This is a genomic window from Streptomyces sp. NPDC041968 (assembly GCF_055589025.1).
The window spans coordinates 511,620-532,082 of record NZ_JBVJCB010000004.1 but is presented as its reverse complement, the minus strand read 5'-3'; the positions used below and the strand labels follow the sequence as shown (position 1 = coordinate 532,082).

At 73.6% G+C, this 20,463-nt stretch carries 17 protein-coding genes; 7 read left to right on the top strand and 10 right to left on the bottom strand.

Annotated features, from left to right (window positions below):
* The first annotated feature begins 98 nt into the window (after positions 1 to 98).
* From ACZ6EG_RS13410 to narI, 4 genes are read left to right on the top strand one after another with little or no spacing between them, the layout of a single operon-like run.
* Complete coding sequence (locus ACZ6EG_RS13410) at positions 99 to 3,794, top strand: nitrate reductase subunit alpha (RefSeq protein ID WP_391968329.1); 3,696 nt, start codon at positions 99 to 101, stop codon at positions 3,792 to 3,794.
* Entirely contained in the window at positions 3,794 to 5,389 is a 1,596-nt protein-coding gene (narH, locus tag ACZ6EG_RS13405) for a nitrate reductase subunit beta (RefSeq protein ID WP_469604250.1), read from the top strand. The genes ACZ6EG_RS13410 and narH overlap by 1 nt, the downstream gene beginning before the upstream one ends.
* 4 nt (positions 5,390 to 5,393) lie before the next feature.
* Complete coding sequence (gene narJ / locus ACZ6EG_RS13400; protein WP_391968331.1) at positions 5,394 to 5,888, top strand: nitrate reductase molybdenum cofactor assembly chaperone; 495 nt, start codon at positions 5,394 to 5,396, stop codon at positions 5,886 to 5,888.
* Positions 5,885 to 6,607 carry a respiratory nitrate reductase subunit gamma gene (narI, locus tag ACZ6EG_RS13395; protein ID WP_391968332.1) on the top strand — a complete coding sequence of 241 codons (723 nt, stop codon included), beginning with the start codon at positions 5,885 to 5,887 and terminating at the stop codon, positions 6,605 to 6,607. The genes narJ and narI overlap by 4 nt, the downstream gene beginning before the upstream one ends.
* 3 nt (positions 6,608 to 6,610) lie before the next feature.
* On the opposite strand, the gene ACZ6EG_RS13390 is transcribed toward narI, so the two are convergent.
* The 4 genes from ACZ6EG_RS13390 to ACZ6EG_RS13375 all read right to left on the bottom strand — a co-directional run bounded on the left by ACZ6EG_RS13390 (position 6,611) and on the right by ACZ6EG_RS13375 (position 11,282).
* On the bottom strand, positions 6,611 to 7,036 hold the full coding sequence (locus ACZ6EG_RS13390) for an OsmC family protein (RefSeq protein WP_356612386.1): 426 nt from the start codon (positions 7,034 to 7,036) through the stop codon (positions 6,611 to 6,613).
* A 91-nt stretch (positions 7,037 to 7,127) separates the two neighbouring features.
* On the bottom strand, positions 7,128 to 8,546 hold the full coding sequence (locus tag ACZ6EG_RS13385; RefSeq protein WP_391968333.1) for an amino acid permease: 1,419 nt from the start codon (positions 8,544 to 8,546) through the stop codon (positions 7,128 to 7,130).
* Positions 8,547 to 8,630: 84 nt separating this feature from the next.
* Complete coding sequence (locus ACZ6EG_RS13380) at positions 8,631 to 10,766, bottom strand: phage holin family protein (protein WP_469604244.1); 2,136 nt, start codon at positions 10,764 to 10,766, stop codon at positions 8,631 to 8,633.
* A 114-nt stretch (positions 10,767 to 10,880) separates the two neighbouring features.
* Positions 10,881 to 11,282 carry a hypothetical protein gene (locus ACZ6EG_RS13375; protein ID WP_391968335.1) on the bottom strand — a complete coding sequence of 134 codons (402 nt, stop codon included), beginning with the start codon at positions 11,280 to 11,282 and terminating at the stop codon, positions 10,881 to 10,883.
* Between the two features lie 83 nt (positions 11,283 to 11,365).
* Here ACZ6EG_RS13375 and ACZ6EG_RS13370 point away from each other — a divergent pair, with 83 nt between their 5' ends.
* Both ACZ6EG_RS13370 and ACZ6EG_RS13365 read left to right on the top strand, forming a co-directional pair.
* Entirely contained in the window at positions 11,366 to 12,139 is a 774-nt protein-coding gene (locus tag ACZ6EG_RS13370; RefSeq protein ID WP_391968336.1) for an MBL fold metallo-hydrolase, read from the top strand.
* Positions 12,136 to 12,759, top strand: a complete 624-nt coding sequence (locus ACZ6EG_RS13365) for a DedA family protein (RefSeq protein WP_356612394.1) — start codon at positions 12,136 to 12,138, stop codon at positions 12,757 to 12,759. Before ACZ6EG_RS13370 ends, ACZ6EG_RS13365 begins: the two co-directional genes overlap by 4 nt.
* A gap of 34 nt (positions 12,760 to 12,793) precedes the next feature.
* Here ACZ6EG_RS13365 and ACZ6EG_RS13360 read toward each other — a convergent pair whose 3' ends face one another.
* The 4 genes from ACZ6EG_RS13360 to ACZ6EG_RS13345 all read right to left on the bottom strand — a co-directional run bounded on the left by ACZ6EG_RS13360 (position 12,794) and on the right by ACZ6EG_RS13345 (position 17,406).
* Complete coding sequence (locus tag ACZ6EG_RS13360) at positions 12,794 to 13,855, bottom strand: MBL fold metallo-hydrolase (protein WP_391968337.1); 1,062 nt, start codon at positions 13,853 to 13,855, stop codon at positions 12,794 to 12,796.
* Positions 13,852 to 15,177, bottom strand: a complete 1,326-nt coding sequence (locus tag ACZ6EG_RS13355) for an aminotransferase class I/II-fold pyridoxal phosphate-dependent enzyme (protein WP_391968338.1) — start codon at positions 15,175 to 15,177, stop codon at positions 13,852 to 13,854. Before ACZ6EG_RS13355 ends, ACZ6EG_RS13360 begins: the two co-directional genes overlap by 4 nt.
* Positions 15,178 to 15,365: 188 nt before the next feature.
* Positions 15,366 to 16,370, bottom strand: a complete 1,005-nt coding sequence (locus tag ACZ6EG_RS13350) for a hypothetical protein (RefSeq protein WP_469604237.1) — start codon at positions 16,368 to 16,370, stop codon at positions 15,366 to 15,368.
* Positions 16,371 to 16,611: 241 nt separating this feature from the next.
* Positions 16,612 to 17,406, bottom strand: a complete 795-nt coding sequence (locus ACZ6EG_RS13345) for an RNA polymerase sigma factor SigF (RefSeq protein WP_469604235.1) — start codon at positions 17,404 to 17,406, stop codon at positions 16,612 to 16,614.
* Between the two features lie 357 nt (positions 17,407 to 17,763).
* Between ACZ6EG_RS13345 and ACZ6EG_RS13340 the strand changes: the two genes are divergently transcribed.
* Positions 17,764 to 19,557 carry a thiamine pyrophosphate-requiring protein gene (locus tag ACZ6EG_RS13340; protein WP_469604232.1) on the top strand — a complete coding sequence of 598 codons (1,794 nt, stop codon included), beginning with the start codon at positions 17,764 to 17,766 and terminating at the stop codon, positions 19,555 to 19,557.
* 15 nt (positions 19,558 to 19,572) lie between these two features.
* Here ACZ6EG_RS13340 and ACZ6EG_RS13335 read toward each other — a convergent pair whose 3' ends face one another.
* Both ACZ6EG_RS13335 and ACZ6EG_RS13330 read right to left on the bottom strand, forming a co-directional pair.
* Positions 19,573 to 19,989: a VOC family protein gene (locus tag ACZ6EG_RS13335; RefSeq protein ID WP_391968342.1), complete on the bottom strand. Its 417-nt coding sequence runs from the start codon at positions 19,987 to 19,989 to the stop codon at positions 19,573 to 19,575.
* Between the two features lie 5 nt (positions 19,990 to 19,994).
* Positions 19,995 to 20,423 (bottom strand): helix-turn-helix transcriptional regulator, encoded by a 429-nt coding sequence (locus tag ACZ6EG_RS13330; RefSeq protein WP_356612404.1) that lies wholly within the window; start codon positions 20,421 to 20,423, stop codon positions 19,995 to 19,997.
* Positions 20,424 to 20,463 lie beyond the last annotated feature (40 nt).

The following is a 20,463-nucleotide window of genomic DNA, read 5'->3' as shown; positions in this document are numbered from 1 at the left end:
CCCGCCCTGACCCGTACGGGCCCCGCGAACGGGTGCGCTCCCGCACCCGCCCCTAGGTTCGGAACGTCAGGACCCGGGCGACCGAGGGAGCAGCGCACGTGACCGACACGCGGACACCGCCCACGGAGCCGGCCGCGGCCCTGCTGCGCGCGGGGCGGTTCTTCCGGCCCGGGACGGCCGCCCCCGACCTGCACAGCATCGGACTGGTCGGCGGCCGGGAGTCGGACGCGTTCTACCGCGACCGCTGGAGCCACGACAAGGTCGTCACCTCCACGCACGGCGTGAACTGCACCGGCTCGTGCCGCTGGAACGTGTTCGTCAAGGACGGCATCATCACCTGGGAGACCCAGGCGACGGACTATCCCTCGGTCGGCCCGGACCGTCCGGAGTACGAGCCGCGCGGCTGCCCCCGGGGCGCGGCGTTCTCCTGGTACACGTACTCGCCGACCCGGGTGCGCTACCCGTACGTGCGCGGAGTGCTGCTGGAGATGTACCGGGAGGCGAAGGCGCGGCTGTCGGACCCGGTGCTGGCCTGGGCCGACATCCAGGGCGACCCGGAGCGGCGGCGCCGCTACCAGCGGGCGCGCGGCAAGGGGGGCCTGGTCCGGGCGCACTGGGACGAGGCCGTCGAGATGGTCGCCGCGGCCCACGTCCACACCATCCGCAGCCAGGGCCCGGACCGCATCGCGGGCTTCTCCCCCATCCCGGCGATGTCGATGGTGTCGCACGCGGCGGGGGCCCGTTTCCACTCCCTCATCGGCGCCCCGATGCTGTCGTTCTACGACTGGTACGCCGACCTTCCCGTCGCGTCCCCGCAGGTCTTCGGCGACCAGACGGACGTGCCGGAGTCGGGCGACTGGTGGGACGCGGCGTACCTGATCATGTGGGGCTCGAACGTGCCGGTGACACGCACGCCGGACGCGCACTGGATGGCGGAGGCCCGCTACCGGGGCCAGAAGGTCGTCGTCGTGTCGCCCGACTACGCCGACAACACCAAGTTCGCCGACCAGTGGCTGCACCCGCACCCGGGCACGGACGCCGCGCTGGCCCTCGGCATGGGGCACGTGGTCCTCAAGGAGTTCTTCGTCGACCGCACCACGCCCTTCTTCGACGACTACGTGCGCCGCTTCACCGACCTGCCGTTCCTGGTGACGCTGACCGAGCGGGACGGGGCCTACGTCCCGGCGAAGTTCCTGCGCGCGGCCGACCTGGGGCAGGAGGGCGAGGACGCCCGCTGGAAGACGGTGGTGCTGGACGAGGCCTCGGGCCGTGCGGTGGTCCCGAACGGCTCGCTGGGCTTCCGCTGGAACGAGGCGGACCGGGGGAGGTGGAACCTCGACCTGGGTGAGGTGCGCCCGCGGCTGAGTCTGCACGGCCACGAGATGGCGTCGGGCGTCGAGGTGCTGCTCCCCCGCTTCGACACCGAGGGCGGCCCGCACGCGCAGGGCCGCGGGGACGTACTGAGGCGGGGGGTGCCGGCGACGCGGCTGGGCGGGGCGACCGGACCCCTGGTGACGACCGTCTTCGACCTGCTGCTGGCCCAGTACGGTGTGGCGCGCCCGGGAGTGCCGGGCGACTGGGCGGCGTCGTACGAGGACGCGGCGGCGCCCGGCACCCCGGCCTGGCAGGAGACGCACACCTCGGTGCCCGCGGCGGCCTGCGTGCGTATCGCCCGGGAGTTCGCGCGGACCGCCGAGCGCTCGAAGGGGCGCTGCATGATCCTCATGGGGGCCGGGACCAACCACTGGTTCCACTCGGAGACGATCTACCGGGCCTTCCTGGCCCTGCTCCAGCTCACCGGCTGCCAGGGCCGCAACGGCGGCGGCTGGGCGCACTACGTGGGCCAGGAGAAGTGCCGCCCGGCGACCGGCTGGGCGACGCTGGCCGCGGCCTCGGACTGGTCGCGCCCGCCGCGCCAGATGATCGGCACCGCGTACTGGTACCTCAACACCGACCAGTGGCGCTACGACCGCTTCGGCGCCGACGTCCTGGCCTCGCCGCTGGGCGAGGGGCGGCTGACGGGGATGACGGGCGCGGACTGCCTCGCGCTGTCGGCGCGCACCGGCTGGATGCCCTCGTACCCGACCTTCGACCGCAGCCCGCTGGAGCTGGGCGAGACCTTCGGCGACCCGGTGGCGAACGCGGTGGCCGAACTGCGCGCGGGCACCCTGAAGTTCGCCTGCGAGGACCCGGACGCGCCGGAGAACTGGCCCCGCATCCTGACCCTGTGGCGGGCCAACCTGCTCGGTTCCTCGGCGAAGGGCGCCGAGTACTTCACCAAGCACCTGCTGGGCACCCACTCCTCGCTGCGCGCCGAGGAGGCCGCGCCCGGCGAGCGCCCCCGGGACGTGACGTGGCACGAGGAGGCGCCCGAGGGGAAGCTCGACCTGCTGCTCTCGCTGGACTTCCGGCACACCTCCTCCACCCTCCTGTCCGACGTGGTGCTGCCCGCCGCCACCTGGTACGAGAAGCACGACCTGTCCAGCACGGACATGCACCCCTACGTGCACGCCTTCTCCCCGGCCGTGGACCCGCCGTGGCAGACGCGGACCGACTTCGACACCTTCAAGGCGCTCGCCGAGAAGCTGAGCGAGCTGGCCGTCGGCCACCTCGGCGTGCGCAAGGACCTGGTGGCGGCCCCGCTCCAGCACGACACCCCGGGTGAGATCGCCCAGCCGGGCGGGGTCGTGCGGGACTGGCGGCGCGGGGAGTGCGACCCCGAGCCCGGGAAGACCCTGCCGAACCTCGTCGTCGTGGAGCGGGACTACACGGCGATCGGCGCGAAGTTCGCGGCGCTGGGCCCGCTGGTGGAGGGCAAGGGCCTGCCGGCCAAGGGCATCACCCTGAAGCCGGACGAGGAGGTCGGCCGGCTGCGGGACCTCAACGGCGCGGTGCGCGGCGGCCCGGCCGACGGGCGCCCGGCGCTGGACACGGCGGTGAAGGCCGCCAACACCATCCTGGCCCTGTCCGGCACGACCAACGGGCGCCTGGCCGTCCAGGGCTTCCGCACGCTGGAGGCGAGGACCGGGCAGGAGATGGCCCACCTCGCCGCCGAGCACGAGGGCAAGCGGATCACGTACGCGGACACACAGGCGGCGCCCGTGCCGGTGATCACGTCGCCTGAGTGGTCGGGCAGCGAGGCCGGCGGGCGCCGCTACACGGCGTTCACGCTCAACACCGAGCACCTCAAGCCCTGGCACACCCTCACCGGGCGGCAGCACTTCTTCCTGGACCACGACTGGATGCACGAGCTGGGCGAGGCGCTGCCGGTCTACCGTCCGCCGCTGGACATGAGCAGGCTCTTCGGCGAACCCCAGCTGGGCCCGGACGGGCACCGGGAGGTGACGGTCCGCTACCTGACCCCGCACAACAAGTGGTCCATCCACTCCGAGTACCAGGACAACCTGTTCATGCTGGCGCTGTCCCGCGGCGGCCAGACCATCTGGATGTCGACGCGGGACGCGGAGGCGATCGGGGTCGCCGACGACGACTGGATCGAGGCGGTCAACCGCAACGGCGTGGTCGTGGCCCGGGCGATCGTCTCGCACCGCATGCCGCCCGGCACGGTGTACATGCACCACGCCCAGGAACGCACGGTCAACGTCCCGCTGGCCGAGACGACCGGCAAACGGGGCGGCATCCACAACTCGCTCACCCGGCTGATCCTCAAACCGTCCCATCTCATCGGCGGTTACGCCCAGTTGTCCTGGGCGTTCAACTACCTCGGCCCGACGGGCAACCAGCGCGACGAGGTGACCGTGATCCGCCGCCGCAGTCAGGAGGTCGAGTACTGATGCGCCCGATGGCCCAGGTCGCCATGGTCATGAACCTCGACAAGTGCATCGGCTGCCACACCTGCTCGGTCACCTGCAAGCAGGCGTGGACCAACCGCCGGGGCATGGAGTACGTCTGGTTCAACAACGTCGAGACCCGCCCCGGACAGGGCTACCCCCGCCGCTACGAGGACCAGGAGAAGTGGCGGGGCGGTTGGGAGCTGAACCGGCGGGGCGCGCTGAGGCTGAAGGCGGGCGGGCGGCTGAAGAAGCTCTCCGGGATCTTCTCCAACCCGAAGCTCCCGGAGATCAAGGACTACTACGAACCCTGGACGTACGACTACAAGAACCTCACCGACGCCCCGCTCGGCTCCGACTACCCGGTCGCGCGGCCCGTCTCCCAGCTCGACGGCAAGCCGATGAAGATCGACTGGTCCTCGAACTGGGACGACAACCTGGGCGGCGCACCCGCCTACGGCGACCTGGACCCGATGGTGGAGCGCACCCGGCAGCAGGCCTCGGAGAAGGTGCGGTTCGCCTACGAAGAGACCTTCATGTTCTACCTGCCGCGCATCTGCGAGCACTGCCTCAACCCGTCGTGCGTGGCGTCCTGCCCGTCCGGGGCGATGTACAAGCGCTCCGAGGACGGCATCGTGCTGGTCGACCAGGACCGCTGCCGGGGCTGGCGGATGTGCGTGACCGGATGCCCGTACAAGAAGGTGTACTTCAACCACCGCACCGGCAAGGCCGAGAAGTGCACCTTCTGCTACCCGCGCATCGAGGTGGGCCAGCCGACGGTCTGCTCGGAGACCTGCGTGGGACGGCTCAGGTACCTGGGGGTCGTGCTCTACGACGCGGACAAGGTGACCGAGGCCGCCGAGACGCCGGACGAGAGGCAGTTGTACGAGGCCCAGTTGGGCGTCTTCCTTGACCCGGAGGACCCGGCGGTGCGGCGGGCGGCGGAGGGGGCGGGCATCCCCTTCGACTGGATCGAGGCGGCCCGGCGCTCCCCCGTGCACGCGCTGGTGAGCAGGTACCGGGTGGCGCTGCCGCTGCACCCGGAGTACCGCACCATGCCGATGGTCTGGTACATCCCGCCGCTGTCACCGGTGGTGGACGCGCTGACCGAGACCGGGCACGACGGCGAGGACGCGGACAACCTCTTCGGCGCGATCGACACCCTGCGCATCCCGCTGGAGTACCTGGCCGAGGTGTTCACGGCGGGCGACACCGGCCCGGTGCGGGCGTCGCTGGAGAAGCTGGCGGCGATGCGCGCCCACATGCGGGCGATCAACCTCGGCGAGACCCCGGACCCGGCCGTCGCCGGCGGCGTCGGCATGAGCGCCCAGGAGATCCAGGACATGTACCGGCTGCTGGCCATCGCCAAGTACGAGGAGCGGTACGTGATCCCGACGGCCGCCGTGGGGGACGCGCACCGGCTGGAGGCGTCCGCCCTGCCGGACACGTGCAGTCTGGACACCGACGGCGGCCCCGGCATGGGCGGCGACGGCCCGTTCGGCCAGGACTCGGGGCGCAGGCGGCTGCCGCTGGTGCCGGTGGAGAACTTCCACGTCCTGCGCCGGCGGCAGACCGCGGACGACGAGAGGGAGGTGTGATCCGATGCCCGGGTTCGAGGTGCTGTACCAGGCGGCGGCGCTCTGCCTGACCTATCCCGACGACGACTTCCGCGCCCGGCTGCCGCTGCTGCGTGAGGCGGCGCCCCCGCTGCGCCCCTTCACCGACCACGCGGCCGTGACCCCGCAGGGCGAACTCCAGGCGCACTACGTGGAGGTCTTCGACTTCAAGAACCGGCACAGTCTCTACCTGAGCTGGTGGACGGACGGCGACACCCGCAACCGCGGCATGTCCCTGGTCCGCTTCAAGGAGCTGTACCGCGCCCACGGACTGGAGTTCACCGGCGAGGAACTCCCGGACTTCCTCCCGGCGGTGCTGGAGTTCGTCTCCCGCACCGGGGACATCGGCATGCTCACCGAGCACCGCGACGCCCTGGACCAGCTCCGCTCCCGGCTCACCGCGTTCGGTACGCCCTACGCGTGCGTCCTGGACGCCGTGTGCGCCACCCTGCCGCCCGCCTCGACCGGAGCACGCCGATGAACGTCTTCCTGTGGGGCGTGCTGCCCTACGCCGCCTTCGCCCTGCTGATCGCGGGCCTGGTCTGGCGGCACCGCTACGACCGGTTCGGCTGGACGACCCGCTCCTCCCAGGTCTACGAGTCGAAGCTCCTCAACATCGCCTCGCCGGTGTTCCACTACGGCATCCTGTTCGTGCTGGTCGGCCATCTGATCGGGCTGTTCGTCCCGGCGTCGTGGACGGAGGCGGTCGGCGTCAGCGAGCACGCCTACCACCTGTTCTCGCTGTACGGCGGCACCCTGGCCGGGGTGCTGACGGTGGCCGGGATCGGCATGCTGGTCTACCGGCGCCGCACCAAGGCACCCGTCTTCCGCGCCACCACGGCCAACGACAAGTTCATGTACGTCTTCCTGGTCGGCGCCATCGTCCTCGGCATGATCGCCAAGCTCTCGGACACCTCGGGCGACGGCTACGACTACCGCGGCACCATCGCCCCCTGGTCCCGCAGCCTGTTCGTCCTGAACCCGAAGGTGGAGCTGATGGAGGGCGTGCCGGTGCTCTACCACGTGCACGCGGTGATCGGGATGGTGCTGATCGCCCTGGTGCCCTACACCCGCCTGGTGCACATGTTCAGCGCGCCCGTGCAGTACCTGACCCGCCCGTACGTGGTGTACCGGTCGCGCGACCCCAGGCAGCTGGGGCCGCGCCCGGACCGGCGGGGCTGGGAGCGCGCGGGCTCCTGACCGCTAGGCCAGCTTCGCCGTGAGGGTGATGGTGGTGCCGGTCAGGGCCTGGCTGACCGGGCAGTTCTTCTTGGCGTCCTCGGCGGCGGCGACGAACGCGTCGTTGTCGAGGCCCGGGACGGTGCCCTCCACGGTGAGGTGGATGCCCGTGATGCCCTCGCCGGGCTGGAAGGTGACGTCGGCGGAGGTGGTGAGCTTGGTGGGCGGGGTGCCGGCACCGGCCAGGCCGTGCGAGAGCGCCATGGAGAAGCAGCTGGAGTGGGCGGCGGCGATCAGCTCTTCCGGGCTGGTCTTCCCGTTGGCCTGCTCGGCGCGCGAGGGCCACGACACCTGCTGCTCGCCGATGCCGGACGAGTCGAAGGTGACGACACCGTTGCCCTCGAGCAGGTTGCCTTCCCAGACGGTGTGTGCGGAGCGCGTGGTTGCCACGGCGGAGTCCTCTCGAATTCTCTTGCTGTACGGGGGCGGTGGGAGCCCGTGCCCGGGCCCCCACCCCCATCCGATCACACTCCGGCTCGGCTCACGAGGAACACCCGGGTGTCCGCGCTGCCTCCGTGCGCCGCCTGCGGGCCGCCATCACCGCGTAGACCAGCACGCCGGCGAAGAGGAAGAGCACCCCCTGGTAGACCGCCGCGTAGCCGGCGCCCGCGACCAGCCACAGCGAGAAGGCCGCCGCGACGGACGCGATCACGCCGTCCCGGACGAGGCGGGCCCGGTCGACCTTCTCGCCCTGTCCGGAGAGCAGGTGGAAGAGCTGGGCGGCGGTGGCCAGCAGGTAGGGCACGGTCGCCGTGAAGGTGGTGACCAGGACGAGGATCTCGAAGACCTTGGCCGAACCGGACGTGTAGTTGTACACGGTGAGCAGCGAGGCGAGGACGACGGTGACGCCGACGCCGACCGTCGGCACTCCGCGCCGCCTGCGGGCGAACGCGGCGGGGAAGAGCCCGTCCTTCGCGGCGGCGTACGGGGTCTGGGCGCTGAGCAGCGTCCAGCCGTTGAGGCAGCCGGTCATCGACACCAGGGCGGCGAGCGCCACGGCCCAGCCGCCCCAGGCACCGCCGAACATGGCGTTCACGGCGTCCGAGAAGGGGGCGGTGGAGGTCACCAGGCGGTCGTGGGAGACCGTGCCGAAGACCGCGAGGGTGCCCAGCAGGTAGACGAGGGCGGCGCCCGCGGTGCCGATGACGGTGGCCCGGCCCACCGTGCGGCGGGGGTTCTTGACCTCGCCCGCGCTGACGGCGGCGGACTCCACCCCGAGGTAGGAGAAGAGCAGGATCGCGGCGGCGGCGGAGACCGCTCCGATGCCGCTGCCGCCGCTCGCGTTGAACGGGCCGAGGTTGTCCGCGTCGAAGAAGAACAGTCCGCCGACCGCGACCAGCAGCAGCGGCGCGAACTTCAGCACGGTGGCCACCAGCTGGACGGCACCCACGTAGCGGGTGCCGGCGAAGTTGGCCAGCGCCGGCAGCCACTGGACGACGAGCGCGGCCAGACAGGCGGTCCAGCGGTGGTCGTTCACCGGGACGAGCACGTCGAGGTAGCCCACGGCGGCGACGGCCAGCGCCGCGTTGGACACCCAGGTGGTGATCCAGTACGCCCAGGCCGCGAGGAAGCCGGCGAAGTCGCCGAATGCCTCGCGGGCGTAGACGTAGGGACCGCCGGTGCGCGGGTCGCGGGCGGCGAGGCGGCCGAAGACCAGGGCGAGCGCGATGGCGCCGACGGTCAGGACGCCGAAGGCGAGCAGGCTGATGGTGCCGAAGGGCGCGACGGAGGCCGGGAGCAGGAAGATGCCGCCGCCGATGATGTTGCCCATGACCAGGGCGGTGGCGACGGGGAGCCCGAAGCGGCGGGCGTGCCTGCCGTTGCCGGGAGCGGGGTCGGAGGCCGCGGGGGTGACCCGCGGGTCCGGAGCCGGTGGGGGGACGGTCCCGGTGACGTGCATGGGGTGGGGCGCCTTCCTTGGAACTGGTGCCCGGGATCGCCGGGACGGCGCCCATGGTCGGGCACCGTCCGCCGCGCCTCCAAATCAGGCGCTTTTGTCCTGCACGACCCCGCCCACGACGGGAAAAGGTGCGCTGTCGACGGCTCTCGACGGTGAATCGTCCACGGGCACCTGCGGGCCGTTCGACTCCCGCAGCCAGCGGCGCAGGATCCGGTGGACCTGTTCGGCGCCGACGATCTCCGCGCCTTCGGCGACCGGCGCGGACAACACGGTCGGCGACAGCAGGAAGGCCCGCGACTGGGCGCCGCCGAGTCCGCCGTGGGAGCCGATCTGCTCCTCGAAGGCGAGGACCTCGCCGTCGGCCGGGTCGTGGAAGGAGTTGACCATGATGTCGGCCGTGTGCGGGAAGGAGTGCGTGCGGCGGACGGCGTCGGCCGCGCCGGGCCCGAACACGGCGAGCGGGCCGGGGTCCTCGTCGAGCCGGTCCAGGGGGATCTCCGCGCCGCGGGCGCCGAGCACCACCCCTCCGTGCCGCTCGCTGCGGACCAGCAGGAAGCCGATGCCGGGGTGGTTGGCGAGGGTCGGCAGCAGCGCCGGGTGGCGGGCGTCGATCTCCTCCCGGGTCATCCGGTGCGGCACGTCCGGGAAGGAGACCAGCCCCAGGTTCCCCGAGGCCAGCACGATCGGTTCCGAGCGGCGGCCGGTGGGGGTGTCGGCGGGTCGCCGCTGCTCGGCACCCTCTTCGACGGGCCGGTGCAGGGCGGCCCGTACCGTGTTGCGCGCCTCGGCGCCGCTGCGGGTGCGCTGGGCCCGGCGCGGCACGGGCAGTCCGCAACCGGCCCGCACCAGGTCGCCGAGGGTGAGGCCGTAGCGGGTGCGGAAGGTCTCGCCGGGGCTCTGGCCGTGGTCGGACAGGAGGACGACGCGGTATTTGCGAGGGGCGTGCTCGGTGACCGTCTCGATCAGGGCGAGGGACCGGTCGAGGCGCTGGAGGACCTTCGCGGCGTCCCGGCCGCGCGGCCCGGAGTGGTGCGCCACCTCGTCGTAGGCCACCAGGTCGGCGTAGACGGCGGTGCGTCCGGCGAGCATGTCCCCGATCACCGCGGCGACCACGACGTCCCGTTCGACGACGGTCGCGAAGGCGCGGACGAAGGGGTAGAGGCCGCCGCGCGAGACCCGGGGGCGGACCTCGTGCAGGCGGGCCCGGACGGACTGGCCGATCTCCCGGCCCACCTCGGCGACGAAGGACAGCGCGGTGCGCACGGCGTTGGCCGGGTCGGCGAAGTAGGCGAAGTAGCCGGACCGGGAGCGCGTCTCCGGGCTGCGGCGCCGGGTCGCGATCGACAGCACGAGCGCCTGTTCGTCGGCGCCGCCGCCGAACAGGTTGCCGCGGCTGGCGCCGTCGAAGGTGAGCAGCCCGCCGTCGCCGGTGCGCTCGATGGCCCGGCGCTGCAGTTCGGCGGCGCTGGTCGGGCGGTTGCAGACCACGACCTCGCCGCTGTCCTTCTCGTACCAGCGGAAGGCCGGGACGTCGTGGTTGCTGCCGTGCAGGATGCCGAGCTGGCTGGCGCCGGTCTGGCTGGACCAGTCGGTGTGCCACACGGCCAGCCGGTGGGTCGCGGACCTGCCGTCACGGCCCAGCCAGCGGGCGACGGTGGGCATGGCGCCGCTGTCCACGGCGTCCAGCAGGACGTCGTGGCCGACGCCGTCCAGTTGCAGGAAGACGGTGCCGGGGCCGGACGGGCAGGGCGGGCCGGATCTGCGGCGGCGGTCGGCGAGGCGGTACAGCCGGCGCCGGTAGGCGTCGTCGTCGCGCACGGCGAGGGCCCCGCCGGTGGCGGAGGCGACCGCGGACATGACGGCGGCCACCACGACCGCCGTCTCGGGGGCGACGCCGCCGCGCCCCGCCGGGTTCACGTCGATCGCCAGGAGCAGCAGCCCGCCGTTGAGGAAGAAGACCAGCAGCCCGAGGACGAGCGCCGGCACCAGGAGCAGCATCCGGACCATCAGCGGCCACACCAGGGCGGACAGCAGGCCGAAGGCGCCGGCCCCGACCGCGGCGGTGACGGCGATGTCGGTGGCGCTGTCACCGTCGGGCGACTGGAGCCGGAAGTCGGGCAGGATGCCGGCGAGCGCGAGCATGGTGACGGTGGACACGGCCCACACCGCGACGCTCCGCCCGATCTGACTGGCGACCCGGCGCCAACGCCCTGCACCCACGCTCCGTACACCTCACGTCCGGGCCCGTTCTCGGCGCGGGCCTGCCCCACCCTGTCACAACGGTCCGGAGCGCCCGTTTGTCCCCCCGGGTCCGGTTCACACCCCCCGGCGGGGTCAGCGGCCGTCGTACCCGGCCGTCGGCATGGACAGCCTCCGGTGGACGCACGCCTTCATCCGGGCGTCGTAGAACGGTTCGGCGTGGCCGGCCGTCTCGACGCGGGCCCCGCGCCGCGCGCACTCCGCGGTGAACTCCTCCACGGACGACAGGGCGCTCTCCAGCACCCGCCGGCTGGGCGCCACGAACAGGTCGCGCCCGGGACGGACGCCGTCCCACAGCGCGTCGTGGTCCGGCCGCAGGCCGCGCACCAGCAGCTCCCTGGCGACGACGTAGCCGTGCTCCGCGGCCCAGCGGGCGCACATGGCGTGCTGGCTGCGGGAATCGACCAGGAAGGGGTCGTCGTCCAACTGCTCCAGCGGCGTCAGACTCGCGATCGCCGTCACCCGCACCAGACCCATGGCGTCCCCCTCACCTCCCGTTTTCGCCGCCGACCCTACTCCTGGACGTAGTCTTCGGGGAGTCGCGCGAAGGAGGCAATGAGGTGCCGGTGGAGCTCACGTGGTGGGGTCATGCCACCTGCACGGTCGAGGACTCGGACGTACGTGTACTCACCGACCCCCTGTTCGCCCGTCGGCTCGCGCACCTGCGCCGCCGTCGGGGCGCGGTGCCGCCGCCGGAGGCCTGGCGCGCGGACGTGGCGCTGGTGTCCCATCTGCACGCCGACCACCTGCACGTGCCCTCGCTGGCGCGGCTCGCCCCGGGCACGCGCCTGCTCGTACCCCGGGGCGCACGCCGGTCGGTGCCGGCGCTGCGCCGGCTCGCGCACCTGGAACCGACGGAGGTGGCGCCCGGCGACGAGGTCCCGGTCGGCGACCTGCGGATCCGGGTGGTGCCGGCCCGGCACGACGGGCGGCGGCTGCCGATCGGACGGCAGCGCTCCCCCGCTCTCGGCTACGTCGTCGAGGGCGAGGCCCGGACGTACTTCGCCGGGGACACCGGTCTGTTCGACGCCATGGAGAAGGAGGTCGGGCCGGTCGACGCGGCCCTGCTGCCGGTGGGGGGCTGGGGGCCGAACCTCGGTCCGGAGCACCTGGACCCGGGACGGGCGGCCGAGGCACTGGCCCGGCTCGCGCCGCGCACGGCGGTGCCGGTGCACTACGGCACGTACTGGCCGATCGGGATGAACGCGGTGCGCCCCCACGAGTTCCACACGCCGGGCGACGAGTTCGTGCGCCTGTCGGCGCTGCGTGCGCCGGGCGTGGCCGTGCACCGGCTGGGGCATGGCGAGAGCGTGCGGGTGGAGGACACGCGGTGAGCTGGCTGGACGCGGCGGTGAGCATACCGACCGAGCCGACGCAGCAGGCGTTCGGCTATCCGTCGCTGTTCCTGCTGGTGCTGATCGGGGCGCTGGTACCGGTGGTGCCCACGGGCGCGCTGGTGAGTTCGGCGGCCGTGGTGGCGACCCACCAGACACTGCCGTACTCGATGCTGATGGTGTTCGTGACGGCCTCGCTGGCCGCGTTCTGCGGGGACATGGCGCTGTACTGGCTGGGCCGGCGCGGGGTCGGTTCGAAGAACGGCTCGCGCTGGCTGGAGGCCATCCGCTCCCGGGCGCCCGAGGACCGGCTGGAGCAGGCGCAGGAGAAGCTCGCCGACCACGACGTGGCGGTGCTGGTGCTGTCCCGGCTGGTCCCGGCGGGACGGATACCGGTGATGCTGGCCTGTCTGCTGGCCGAGTGGCCGCTGCGCCGGTTCGCCCACGGCAACCTGCCCGCCTGTCTGGCCTGGGCGGTGACGTACCAGCTGATCGGGATTCTGAGCGGCGCGCTGTTCGACCAGCCGTGGGAGGGGGTGGCCGCCGCGATCGCGCTGACCGTGCTGCTCAGCGTGGCGCCGAGCCTGTGGCGGCGGCTGCGGGGGCCGGCGAAGGCGTAGGCACAGCCCGGTGCGCGCGCTCCCCCGCTCGCGGTCACCCCAGCACGCGGGAGCCGCCGACCGGCAGGTCCCAGAGGTGCTCCCGGGGCAGGCCCGCGCGCTGCCAGGCGGCACGGACCCGGGTCAGCGGCTCCAGCACCGGCTCGGCGGACAGGACGAAGGTGCCCCAGTGCATGGGGGCCATCCGCCGGGCGCCGACGTCCTGGGCGGCCCGCACCGCCTCCTCCGGGTCGCAGTGCACGTCGCTGAGCCACCAGCGGGGGTCGTAGGCGCCGATGGGGAGCAGCGCGAGGTCGATCCCGGGGTAGCGGCGGCCGATGCGGGCGAACCAGTGGCCGTACCCGGTGTCGCCGGCGAAGTACACGCGCCGGCCGTCGGGGCCGGTGAGGACCCAGCCGCCCCACAGCGTGCGGCAGGTGTCGATGAGGCTGCGCTTGGACCAGTGGTGGGCCGGTACGAAGTCGAAGCGCACGCCGTCCAGTTCGGCCGCCTCCCACCAGTCCAGCTCGGTGACGCGGGTGAAGCGGCGGCGGTGGAACCAGCGGCCGAGCCCGGCCGGCACGAAGACCGGTGTGTCCCGGGGCAGCCGGCGCAGCGTCGGGGCGTCCAGGTGGTCGTAGTGGTTGTGGCTGATGACGACGGCGTCCACGCGGGGCAGGGCGCTCCAGGGAACGCCCACCGGAGTGACCCGGGCCGGGGTGCCGAGGATGCGGCGGGACCAGACCGGGTCGGTGAGCACGGTGAGACCGCCGATGTTCACCACCCAGCTCGCGTGCCCCGCCCAGGTGACGGCGACGGTACCGGCGTCGACGCGGGGCGGCCGGCCGGGTGCGTACGGCAGCCGGGGGATGTCGGCGAGCCCTTCGGGGCCGGGTCTCACCGCGCCCTCGCGGGCGAATCTCGCGAAGGCCTTCAGACCGGGCAGCGGCGTGGTCAGCCGATCGTGGAAGGTCCGCGGCCACACCCGGTGCTCGGCCAGCGGCCGCGGTTCCGCGAGCGGGGGGTCCGAGGGCGGCGAGGCGGGCGTGGCCGGCGGCGCGCCGGAGTCCTTGACGGACGTGGAGGTGCTCGTGGTCGACCGGGGCTGCTGCGTCATCGAGGAGGCTCCCATCGCTGAGCGTCGCGGAGATCGTCGAAGACCGACTTCAGACCGATCAGGGCGCGTTGCACGTGTGGCAGTTCCAACGGGTCGGGGACGGTGGGGCGTTCTGTGCGCTGCTCATCAGTACCACCGTCGGCCAGAGGACCGGTGGAGAGCCGGACGCGCAGGGCCTGGAGGTCGTCGCCGAAGCGGTGGCCGCCCGGCGCGGGCATGCCGAGGCGGGCGGTGAGGAAGTCCTCCAGTTCCTGGGCGTCGCCGACACCCCGGGCGGCGAGGGCGTCGCGCAACGAGCCGAGGTCGGCGTACAGGTGGCGGCCGGCCTGCGGGGGCCGTGCGGTGGCGCCCGCGGTGACGACCGCGGTGTGCACGGTGGCGGCCAGGCGCGCGTGCAGGCGCACGGCGGCCGACCGGCGGGCGGTGACCGGCTCGGGTTCGGCGAGGGCGTACCCGGCGGCGGCGGCGACGGGCGCGGCGACGCGGGCGCCGAGCGCGGTGAGCACGTCCAGCACGCGGGCGTGCAGGCCGTCTCCGGCGGCGGACTCGGGGAAACGGGCGACCGCGGCCGGCCAGCCCGGCGGCAGCAGCGCGCCGGCCAGGTCGGTGACGACGGTGACCCGTTCGGGCAGCATCTCGGCGGGGCTGAGCAGCACGGTGGCGTGCGGGTCGTGCAGGGTGTCGCGCCAGGTCTCGTCGCTGACCAGGTGCAGCCCCTCGGCGGCGGCGGCCTCGACGGTCTCGTGCAGCAATTCGGGCGGCGCGACGGTGCCGGTGGGGTCGTCGGCGACGGACAGCACGAGCAGACGCGGGTCACCGCCTTCGGCGCGGACCCGCCGTACGGTCTCCAGCAGGGCGTACGGATCGGGGACGCCGCCTGACTCGGCCGGGGTCGGGACGTGGAAGACGGGTCGGCCCAGGAGCCGTGCGTACGGTGCCCACCAGGCCGCGCAGGGGCGCGGCACCAGGACGTCACCGCCGAGCACGGCGGTCAGCGCGAGCAGCAGGGCGTTGGCCCCCGGGGCGGCGGCCACGTGGCCGGGGTCGGTGGGCAGGCCGCGGCGGTCCCAGTAGCCGCTCGCGGCGGACAGGAGGGCGGGGGCCCCGCCGGCCGGTTCCTCGCCGCCCCGGCCGGCCGCGGTGGCGAGCACGGCGGACAGCTCGGGCAGCACCGGCAGGCCGTCACCGGGGAGGTGCGGACCGTAGCGGACGGGACCGTGTCCTTCCGGTACGCGGCGCGCGGGGGCGTGGCTCCGGGGGTCCTGCCGTGCGGGGGTGCGGCCCTCTCCGCCGTCCCGCCCCCGGGGGTCCGTGCGCCGCATGCGTGCCTCCGCGCAGTCCGTCGTGCCGTGTCCTGTCGCCGCCCGGCCGGGTGCCCTTCTTCCCAGGTCTTGATCGGTCTTCGTCGGTCGTTGCTGAACGTACCCATCGGGAGGCGGTGCCATGACCGTGGTTCCGGTGGCGTCGATCCCCGGCGGACCGGGGCGAGGCGGGTCGGTGCGGCCCGGGGTCAGTGCCGTTCCAGGTCCCCGCGCAGCCGGAGTCGCAGCCGGTGCGCGGCCGCGGCGCCCGCGCCCGCGATCAGGACGCCGCCGGCGGCCAGGGCGGGCACCGAGTCGGTGAAGGTGCCGCCCGTGCCGGCCCGTACACCGTGCTCGGCCGACGGACCGACGCAGGGCTCCTGCTGCGCGGAGGCCCCGCCGTGCGGCACGGCGGGCTTCGGACAGGGCGGCTCGGGGGCGCAGGAGGCGCCGTGCGCGGGAGCCTGGCCGTGGGCCGGGACGTCGCCGCGCGGGGCGGGCTCGGGGCACGGCGGTACGACGGCGGCGCCCTCCTCCCCCGGCTCCGGCACGGTCATCGTCGCGCTCCAGGGCTCGCCGCCCTCGCCGCCGGACCCCTCCGGGCAGGCTCCGTCGACGGACCACGCGTCCTCGGTGTCCGCGGTGTCCGCGGTGTCCTCGGGGGCGTCCGGAATGAGCGGGGCGTCGGGGGCGTCCGGGACTCCCTCGGTGACCTCGGTGTCCTCGGTGTCCTCGGTGACCTCGGTGTCCTTCACGGCGGTTATGCGCGCGGTGCCGCGGTAGGCGGCCCCTGACGTCGTCCCCGCGGTGCCCGCGACCTTGCGCAGGGCGACGGTGCCCTCGTCGAAGGCCGGTGAGGTGGCGTCCAGGGTCGCGGGCGCGGGCGCGCCGGTGGGAGCGCAGGAGACGGAGACGGTGACGGTGCCACCCGGGACGGCTTGGGCCGGACTGACCTCGGCGACCGGTCCGCCGGAGGCCGCCGAGGGCAGGGAGCGAGCGCCGGACGCGTCAGGCGCGGACGGCGCGGCGGGGTCGCCGGGTGCGGAGGGCGCGTCGGGGGGCGCGGGCACGCCGGGTGCGGCGGGCGGGGAGGGAGCACCGGGTTCGGCGGGCGGAAGGGGCGCACCGGGTTCGGCCGAAACGGGCCCGGTGAAGACGCCGAGGGCGGCACCGGCCAGGACGGCGGCGGACAGGGCGCGGGCGGTGCGGCGCATGGGGGCGGGCTCCTTCGAGCGACGGCTGCGGGGACACGGCGCTCGCGCCCCTGCGGCCATCACAGCCCGCCCGGCGCCACCGCGCGCGCCGCCGTGCGCCGTTCGCGGGAACGAGGGGCCCGAGCGGGTGAACGCCGTGTTTCGCGCTCCCGGCCGCCGCTCAGGTTTCCGCGCCCGGTCCCCGCGGCCCGGCTGCGGACCTCGGCCCACCGGCCCGTTCGGCCACCCCGCTCCCGTCGACTCAGGCCGTCTGGTCGCGCAGGACCTGCTCCCGTACCCGGTTGCAGCAGCGGCTGATCAGCCGGGAGACGTGCATCTGGGAGATGCCGAGTTCCTCGGCGATGCGGCTCTGGGTCATGTCGTCGAAGAAGCGCATGGAGAGGATGGCGCGTTCCCGCTCGGGCAGGGCGGCCAGGCGTTCCTTGACGGCCTCGCGGTCGACGACCGTGTCGAGGGCCGGGTCGGGGCCGCCGAGCGCGTCGCCGAGCGAGTAGCCGTCCTCGCTGCCGGGCAGCTCCGCGTCCAGTGACAGGGCGGTGAAGCTCTCCAGCGCCTCCAGCCCCACCCGGACGTCCTCCTCGCTCAGGTCGGCGTGCTCGGCGATCTCGGTGACGGTGGGCCGGCGGCCCGAGACGGTCCGGGAGAGGTCCTGGTCGGCGAAGCGCACGCGGTTGCGCAGGTCCTGGACCCGGCGCGGCACGTGCAGGGTCCACATGTGGTCGCGGAAGTGGCGCTTGATCTCACCGGTGATCGTCGGCACGGCGTAGCTCTCGAAGGCGTTGCCGCGCTCGGGGTCGTACCGGTCGACGGCCTTGACCAGGCCGAGGGATGCTACCTGGCGCAGGTCCTCGTAGCTCTCGCCGCGGCTGCGGAAGCGCCCGGCGAGCCGTTCGACCATGGGCAGCCAGGCCTGGACTATCCGCTCGCGGACCGTGTCGCGTTCCGGGCCGTCGGGAAGGGCGGCGAGCCGGCGGAAGGCGTCGGCGGTGTCGGGGGCGTCGTCGTGCGGGTGCTTCACGCTGGCGTGGATCGGCATGTGCGTCGCAACTCCCTCGGAGCGCGGGGTCCGGTCGTCGCGCCGGGCGGGTGCCCGGTCGAAGGCGCCGGTGTGCGGGACCGGGGGCTCGTGGAACCCTCCGCGCCCGGGTCGGACGGCACCGGTCCGACGGCGTGACCCTGGGGTCGGGCGGTCACCGCGGGAGGGCGTCCTGCATCCGGACGGCCGTCCGGGGCGACGGGGCGCCGCTCCCACGGACGTGCCTCCTGTCCGAAGCACTGCCCCTGCGCCTGCCCCCGGGCCACCTGCCAAACCACCCGGTGTTTTCCGGCGTCCTCCGGGGACACCCGGACGGGTGCCGTCGTCCGTCCCCCACCGGTCCGGGAGGTCCGCTACATGAGCACCAAGGTGTCCGACCACGTCCTGCATCGCCTGCGCGAGTGGGGTGTCGAGCAGGTCTTCGGCTACCCGGGCGACGGGATCAACGGGCTGCTGGCCGCCTGGGGCCGCGCCGAGAACCAGCCGCGGTTCGTGCAGTCCCGGCACGAGGAGATGTCCGCCTTCCAGGCGGTCGGCTACGCCAAGTTCAGCGGCCGGCTGGGGGTGTGCGCCGCGACCTCGGGGCCGGGTGCGATCCACCTGCTCAACGGGCTGTACGACGCCAAGCTCGACCACGTCCCGGTGCTGGCGATCGTCGGTCAGACCCACCGGACCGCGATGGGCGGCTCCTACCAGCAGGAGGTGGACCTGCACACGCTGTTCAAGGACGTCGCCTCGGAGTTCGTGGAGACGGTGACGGTCCCGGAGCAGTTGCCGAACGTGCTGGACCGGGCGATCCGCACGGCGTACGCGCGCCGCTGTCCGACGGCCGTCATCATCCCCGGCGACGTGCAGGAGCTGGACTACTCGCCGCCCACGCACGAGTTCAAGATGGTGCCCTCCAGCCTGGACCGCGGCTCCTGGACGGCGGTCCCCGACGACGAGTCGGTGCGGCGGGCGGCGGAGGTGCTCAACGCCGGTGACAAGGTGGCGATCCTCGTCGGCCAGGGCGCGGCCGGGGCGCGGGAGCAGGTGGAGCGGCTCGCCGAGATGCTGGGCGCCGGAGTGGCCAAGGCGCTGCTCGGCAAGGACGTCCTCAGCGACGAACTGCCCTACGTCACCGGGTCGATCGGCCTGCTCGGCACGCGCCCCTCGTACGAGCTGATGCGGGACTGCGACACCCTGCTGACCATCGGGTCCTCCTTCCCGTACTCGCAGTTCCTGCCGGAGTACGGCGAGGCGCGGGGCGTGCAGATCGACATCGACCCGCACATGATCGGGATGCGCTACCCGAACGAGGTGAACCTGGTCGGCGACGCGAAGGCCACGCTGGAGCGGCTGATCCCGCTGATCGAGGGCGGTCGGGGCCGCGAGTGGTACGACACGGTGTGCGACAACGTGACGCGGTGGCGCGACGTCATGCAGCGCCGGGCGGGTCTGGAGGCGGACCCGGTCAACCCGGAGTACGTGGCCGCCGCCCTCGACCCGCTGCTGCCCGACGACGCGATCGTCACCTGCGACTCGGGCTCCACGGCGAACTGGTACGCCCGGCACCTGACGATGCGGCCCGGCATGCGCGGTTCGCTCTCCGGCACGCTGGCCACCATGGGCTGCGGGGTGCCGTACGCGATCGGCGCGAAGTTCGCCCACCCGGACCGGCCGGTGATCGCCCTGGTCGGGGACGGGGCGATGCAGATGAACGGGCTGGCGGAGCTGATCACGGCGGCCAAGTACCGCGACCTGTGGTCGGACCCGCGGCTGGTCGTGGCCGTCTGGAACAACCGGGACCTCAACCAGGTCACCTGGGAGATGCGGGCCATGGGGGGCGCGCCGTCCTTCCTGCCCTCGCAGGCGCTCCCGGACGTGCGCTACGCCGACTTCGCCCGCTCGCTGGGGCTGACCGGCATCCGCGTGGAGAAGCCGGAGGACGTGGAGGCGGCCTGGCGGGCGGGGCTGGCGGCGGACGGGCCGGCGGTGCTGGAGTTCCTCACCGATCCGGCCGTGCCCCCGGTGCCGCCGCACGCCACCTGGGAGCAGATGGAGTCGACGGCCGCCGCGATCCTCAAGGGCGACGCGGACCGGGGGTCGATGGTCAAGCAGGGGTTCAAGGCGAAGGTGCAGGAGTTCCTGCCGAGCGCGGGGCGGGAGTGACCGCGCCGGGGGCGGTCACCGCTCGCGCGGCCGGCTGAAGCGGAGCATGTTGCCGGCCGGGTCACGGAAGGCGCAGTCGCGGACGCCGTAGGGCTGGTCCACGGGCTCCTGGAGCACCTCGGCGCCCGCGGCCCGGATGCGTTCGAAGGTCGCGTCGACGTCTTCGGTGGTGAAGATGACGCCGCGCAGCATGCCCTTGGCGAGCAGTTCGGCCACGGCCTCCTTGTCGGCGGCCGAGGCGTTGGGGTCGGCGAGCGGGGGTTCGAGGACGATGTCCACGTCGGGCTGAGCCGGCGAGCCGACGGTCACCCAGCGCATCCCCTCGAACCCGACGTCGTTGCGCACCTCCAGTCCGAGCACGTCCCGGTAGAAGGCGAGCGCCTTGTCGTGGTCGTCGACGGCGATGAAGCACTGCGAGAGGTTGATGTCCATGCGCTTCACGCTACGGGCGGCCCGGCGGGCCTCGCTTCTCCGTTCCTGACCGGTCGCGAGTAGATCTTGGCTACGCAGGCGGGGACGGCGGCGCCGTCGGAGTGGTCGCGGGCCCGGTAGGCGCTCGGGCTCTCGCCGACCAGTTCGGTGAACCGGGAGCTGAACGACCCGAGCGAGGTACAGCCGACCTCGAAGCAGACCTCGGTCACGCTCAGGTCGCCGCGCCGCAGCAGCGCCTTGGCCCGCTCGATGCGGCGGGTCATCAGGTAGCTGTAGGGCGTCTCGCCGTAGGCGGCGCGGAAGCTGCGGGAGAAGTGGCCCGCCGACATGAGGGCCACGCGCGCCAGGGCCGGCACGTCGAGCGGCTTCGCGTACTCGCGGTCCATCAGGTCACGGGCCCGGCGCAGCCTGGCCAGGTCTTCCAGCGTCGTCACCCCACCACGATCCCACAGGGCGCCGGGCCTCACGGGCCCG

Coding starts and splice junctions, on each gene's coding strand:
- narH (WP_469604250.1), top strand. CDS start 3,794: ATGCGCCCGATGGCCCAGGTCGCCATGGTCATGAACCTCGACAAGTGC.
- ACZ6EG_RS13335 (WP_391968342.1), bottom strand. CDS start 19,989: ATGGACATCAACCTCTCGCAGTGCTTCATCGCCGTCGACGACCACGAC.
- narI (WP_391968332.1), top strand. CDS start 5,885: ATGAACGTCTTCCTGTGGGGCGTGCTGCCCTACGCCGCCTTCGCCCTG.
- ACZ6EG_RS13385 (WP_391968333.1), bottom strand. CDS start 8,546: ATGCACGTCACCGGGACCGTCCCCCCACCGGCTCCGGACCCGCGGGTC.
- ACZ6EG_RS13375 (WP_391968335.1), bottom strand. CDS start 11,282: ATGGGTCTGGTGCGGGTGACGGCGATCGCGAGTCTGACGCCGCTGGAG.
- ACZ6EG_RS13360 (WP_391968337.1), bottom strand. CDS start 13,855: ATGACGCAGCAGCCCCGGTCGACCACGAGCACCTCCACGTCCGTCAAG.
- narJ (WP_391968331.1), top strand. CDS start 5,394: ATGCCCGGGTTCGAGGTGCTGTACCAGGCGGCGGCGCTCTGCCTGACC.
- ACZ6EG_RS13350 (WP_469604237.1), bottom strand. CDS start 16,370: ATGCGCCGCACCGCCCGCGCCCTGTCCGCCGCCGTCCTGGCCGGTGCC.
- ACZ6EG_RS13340 (WP_469604232.1), top strand. CDS start 17,764: ATGAGCACCAAGGTGTCCGACCACGTCCTGCATCGCCTGCGCGAGTGG.
- ACZ6EG_RS13345 (WP_469604235.1), bottom strand. CDS start 17,406: ATGCCGATCCACGCCAGCGTGAAGCACCCGCACGACGACGCCCCCGAC.
- ACZ6EG_RS13355 (WP_391968338.1), bottom strand. CDS start 15,177: ATGCGGCGCACGGACCCCCGGGGGCGGGACGGCGGAGAGGGCCGCACC.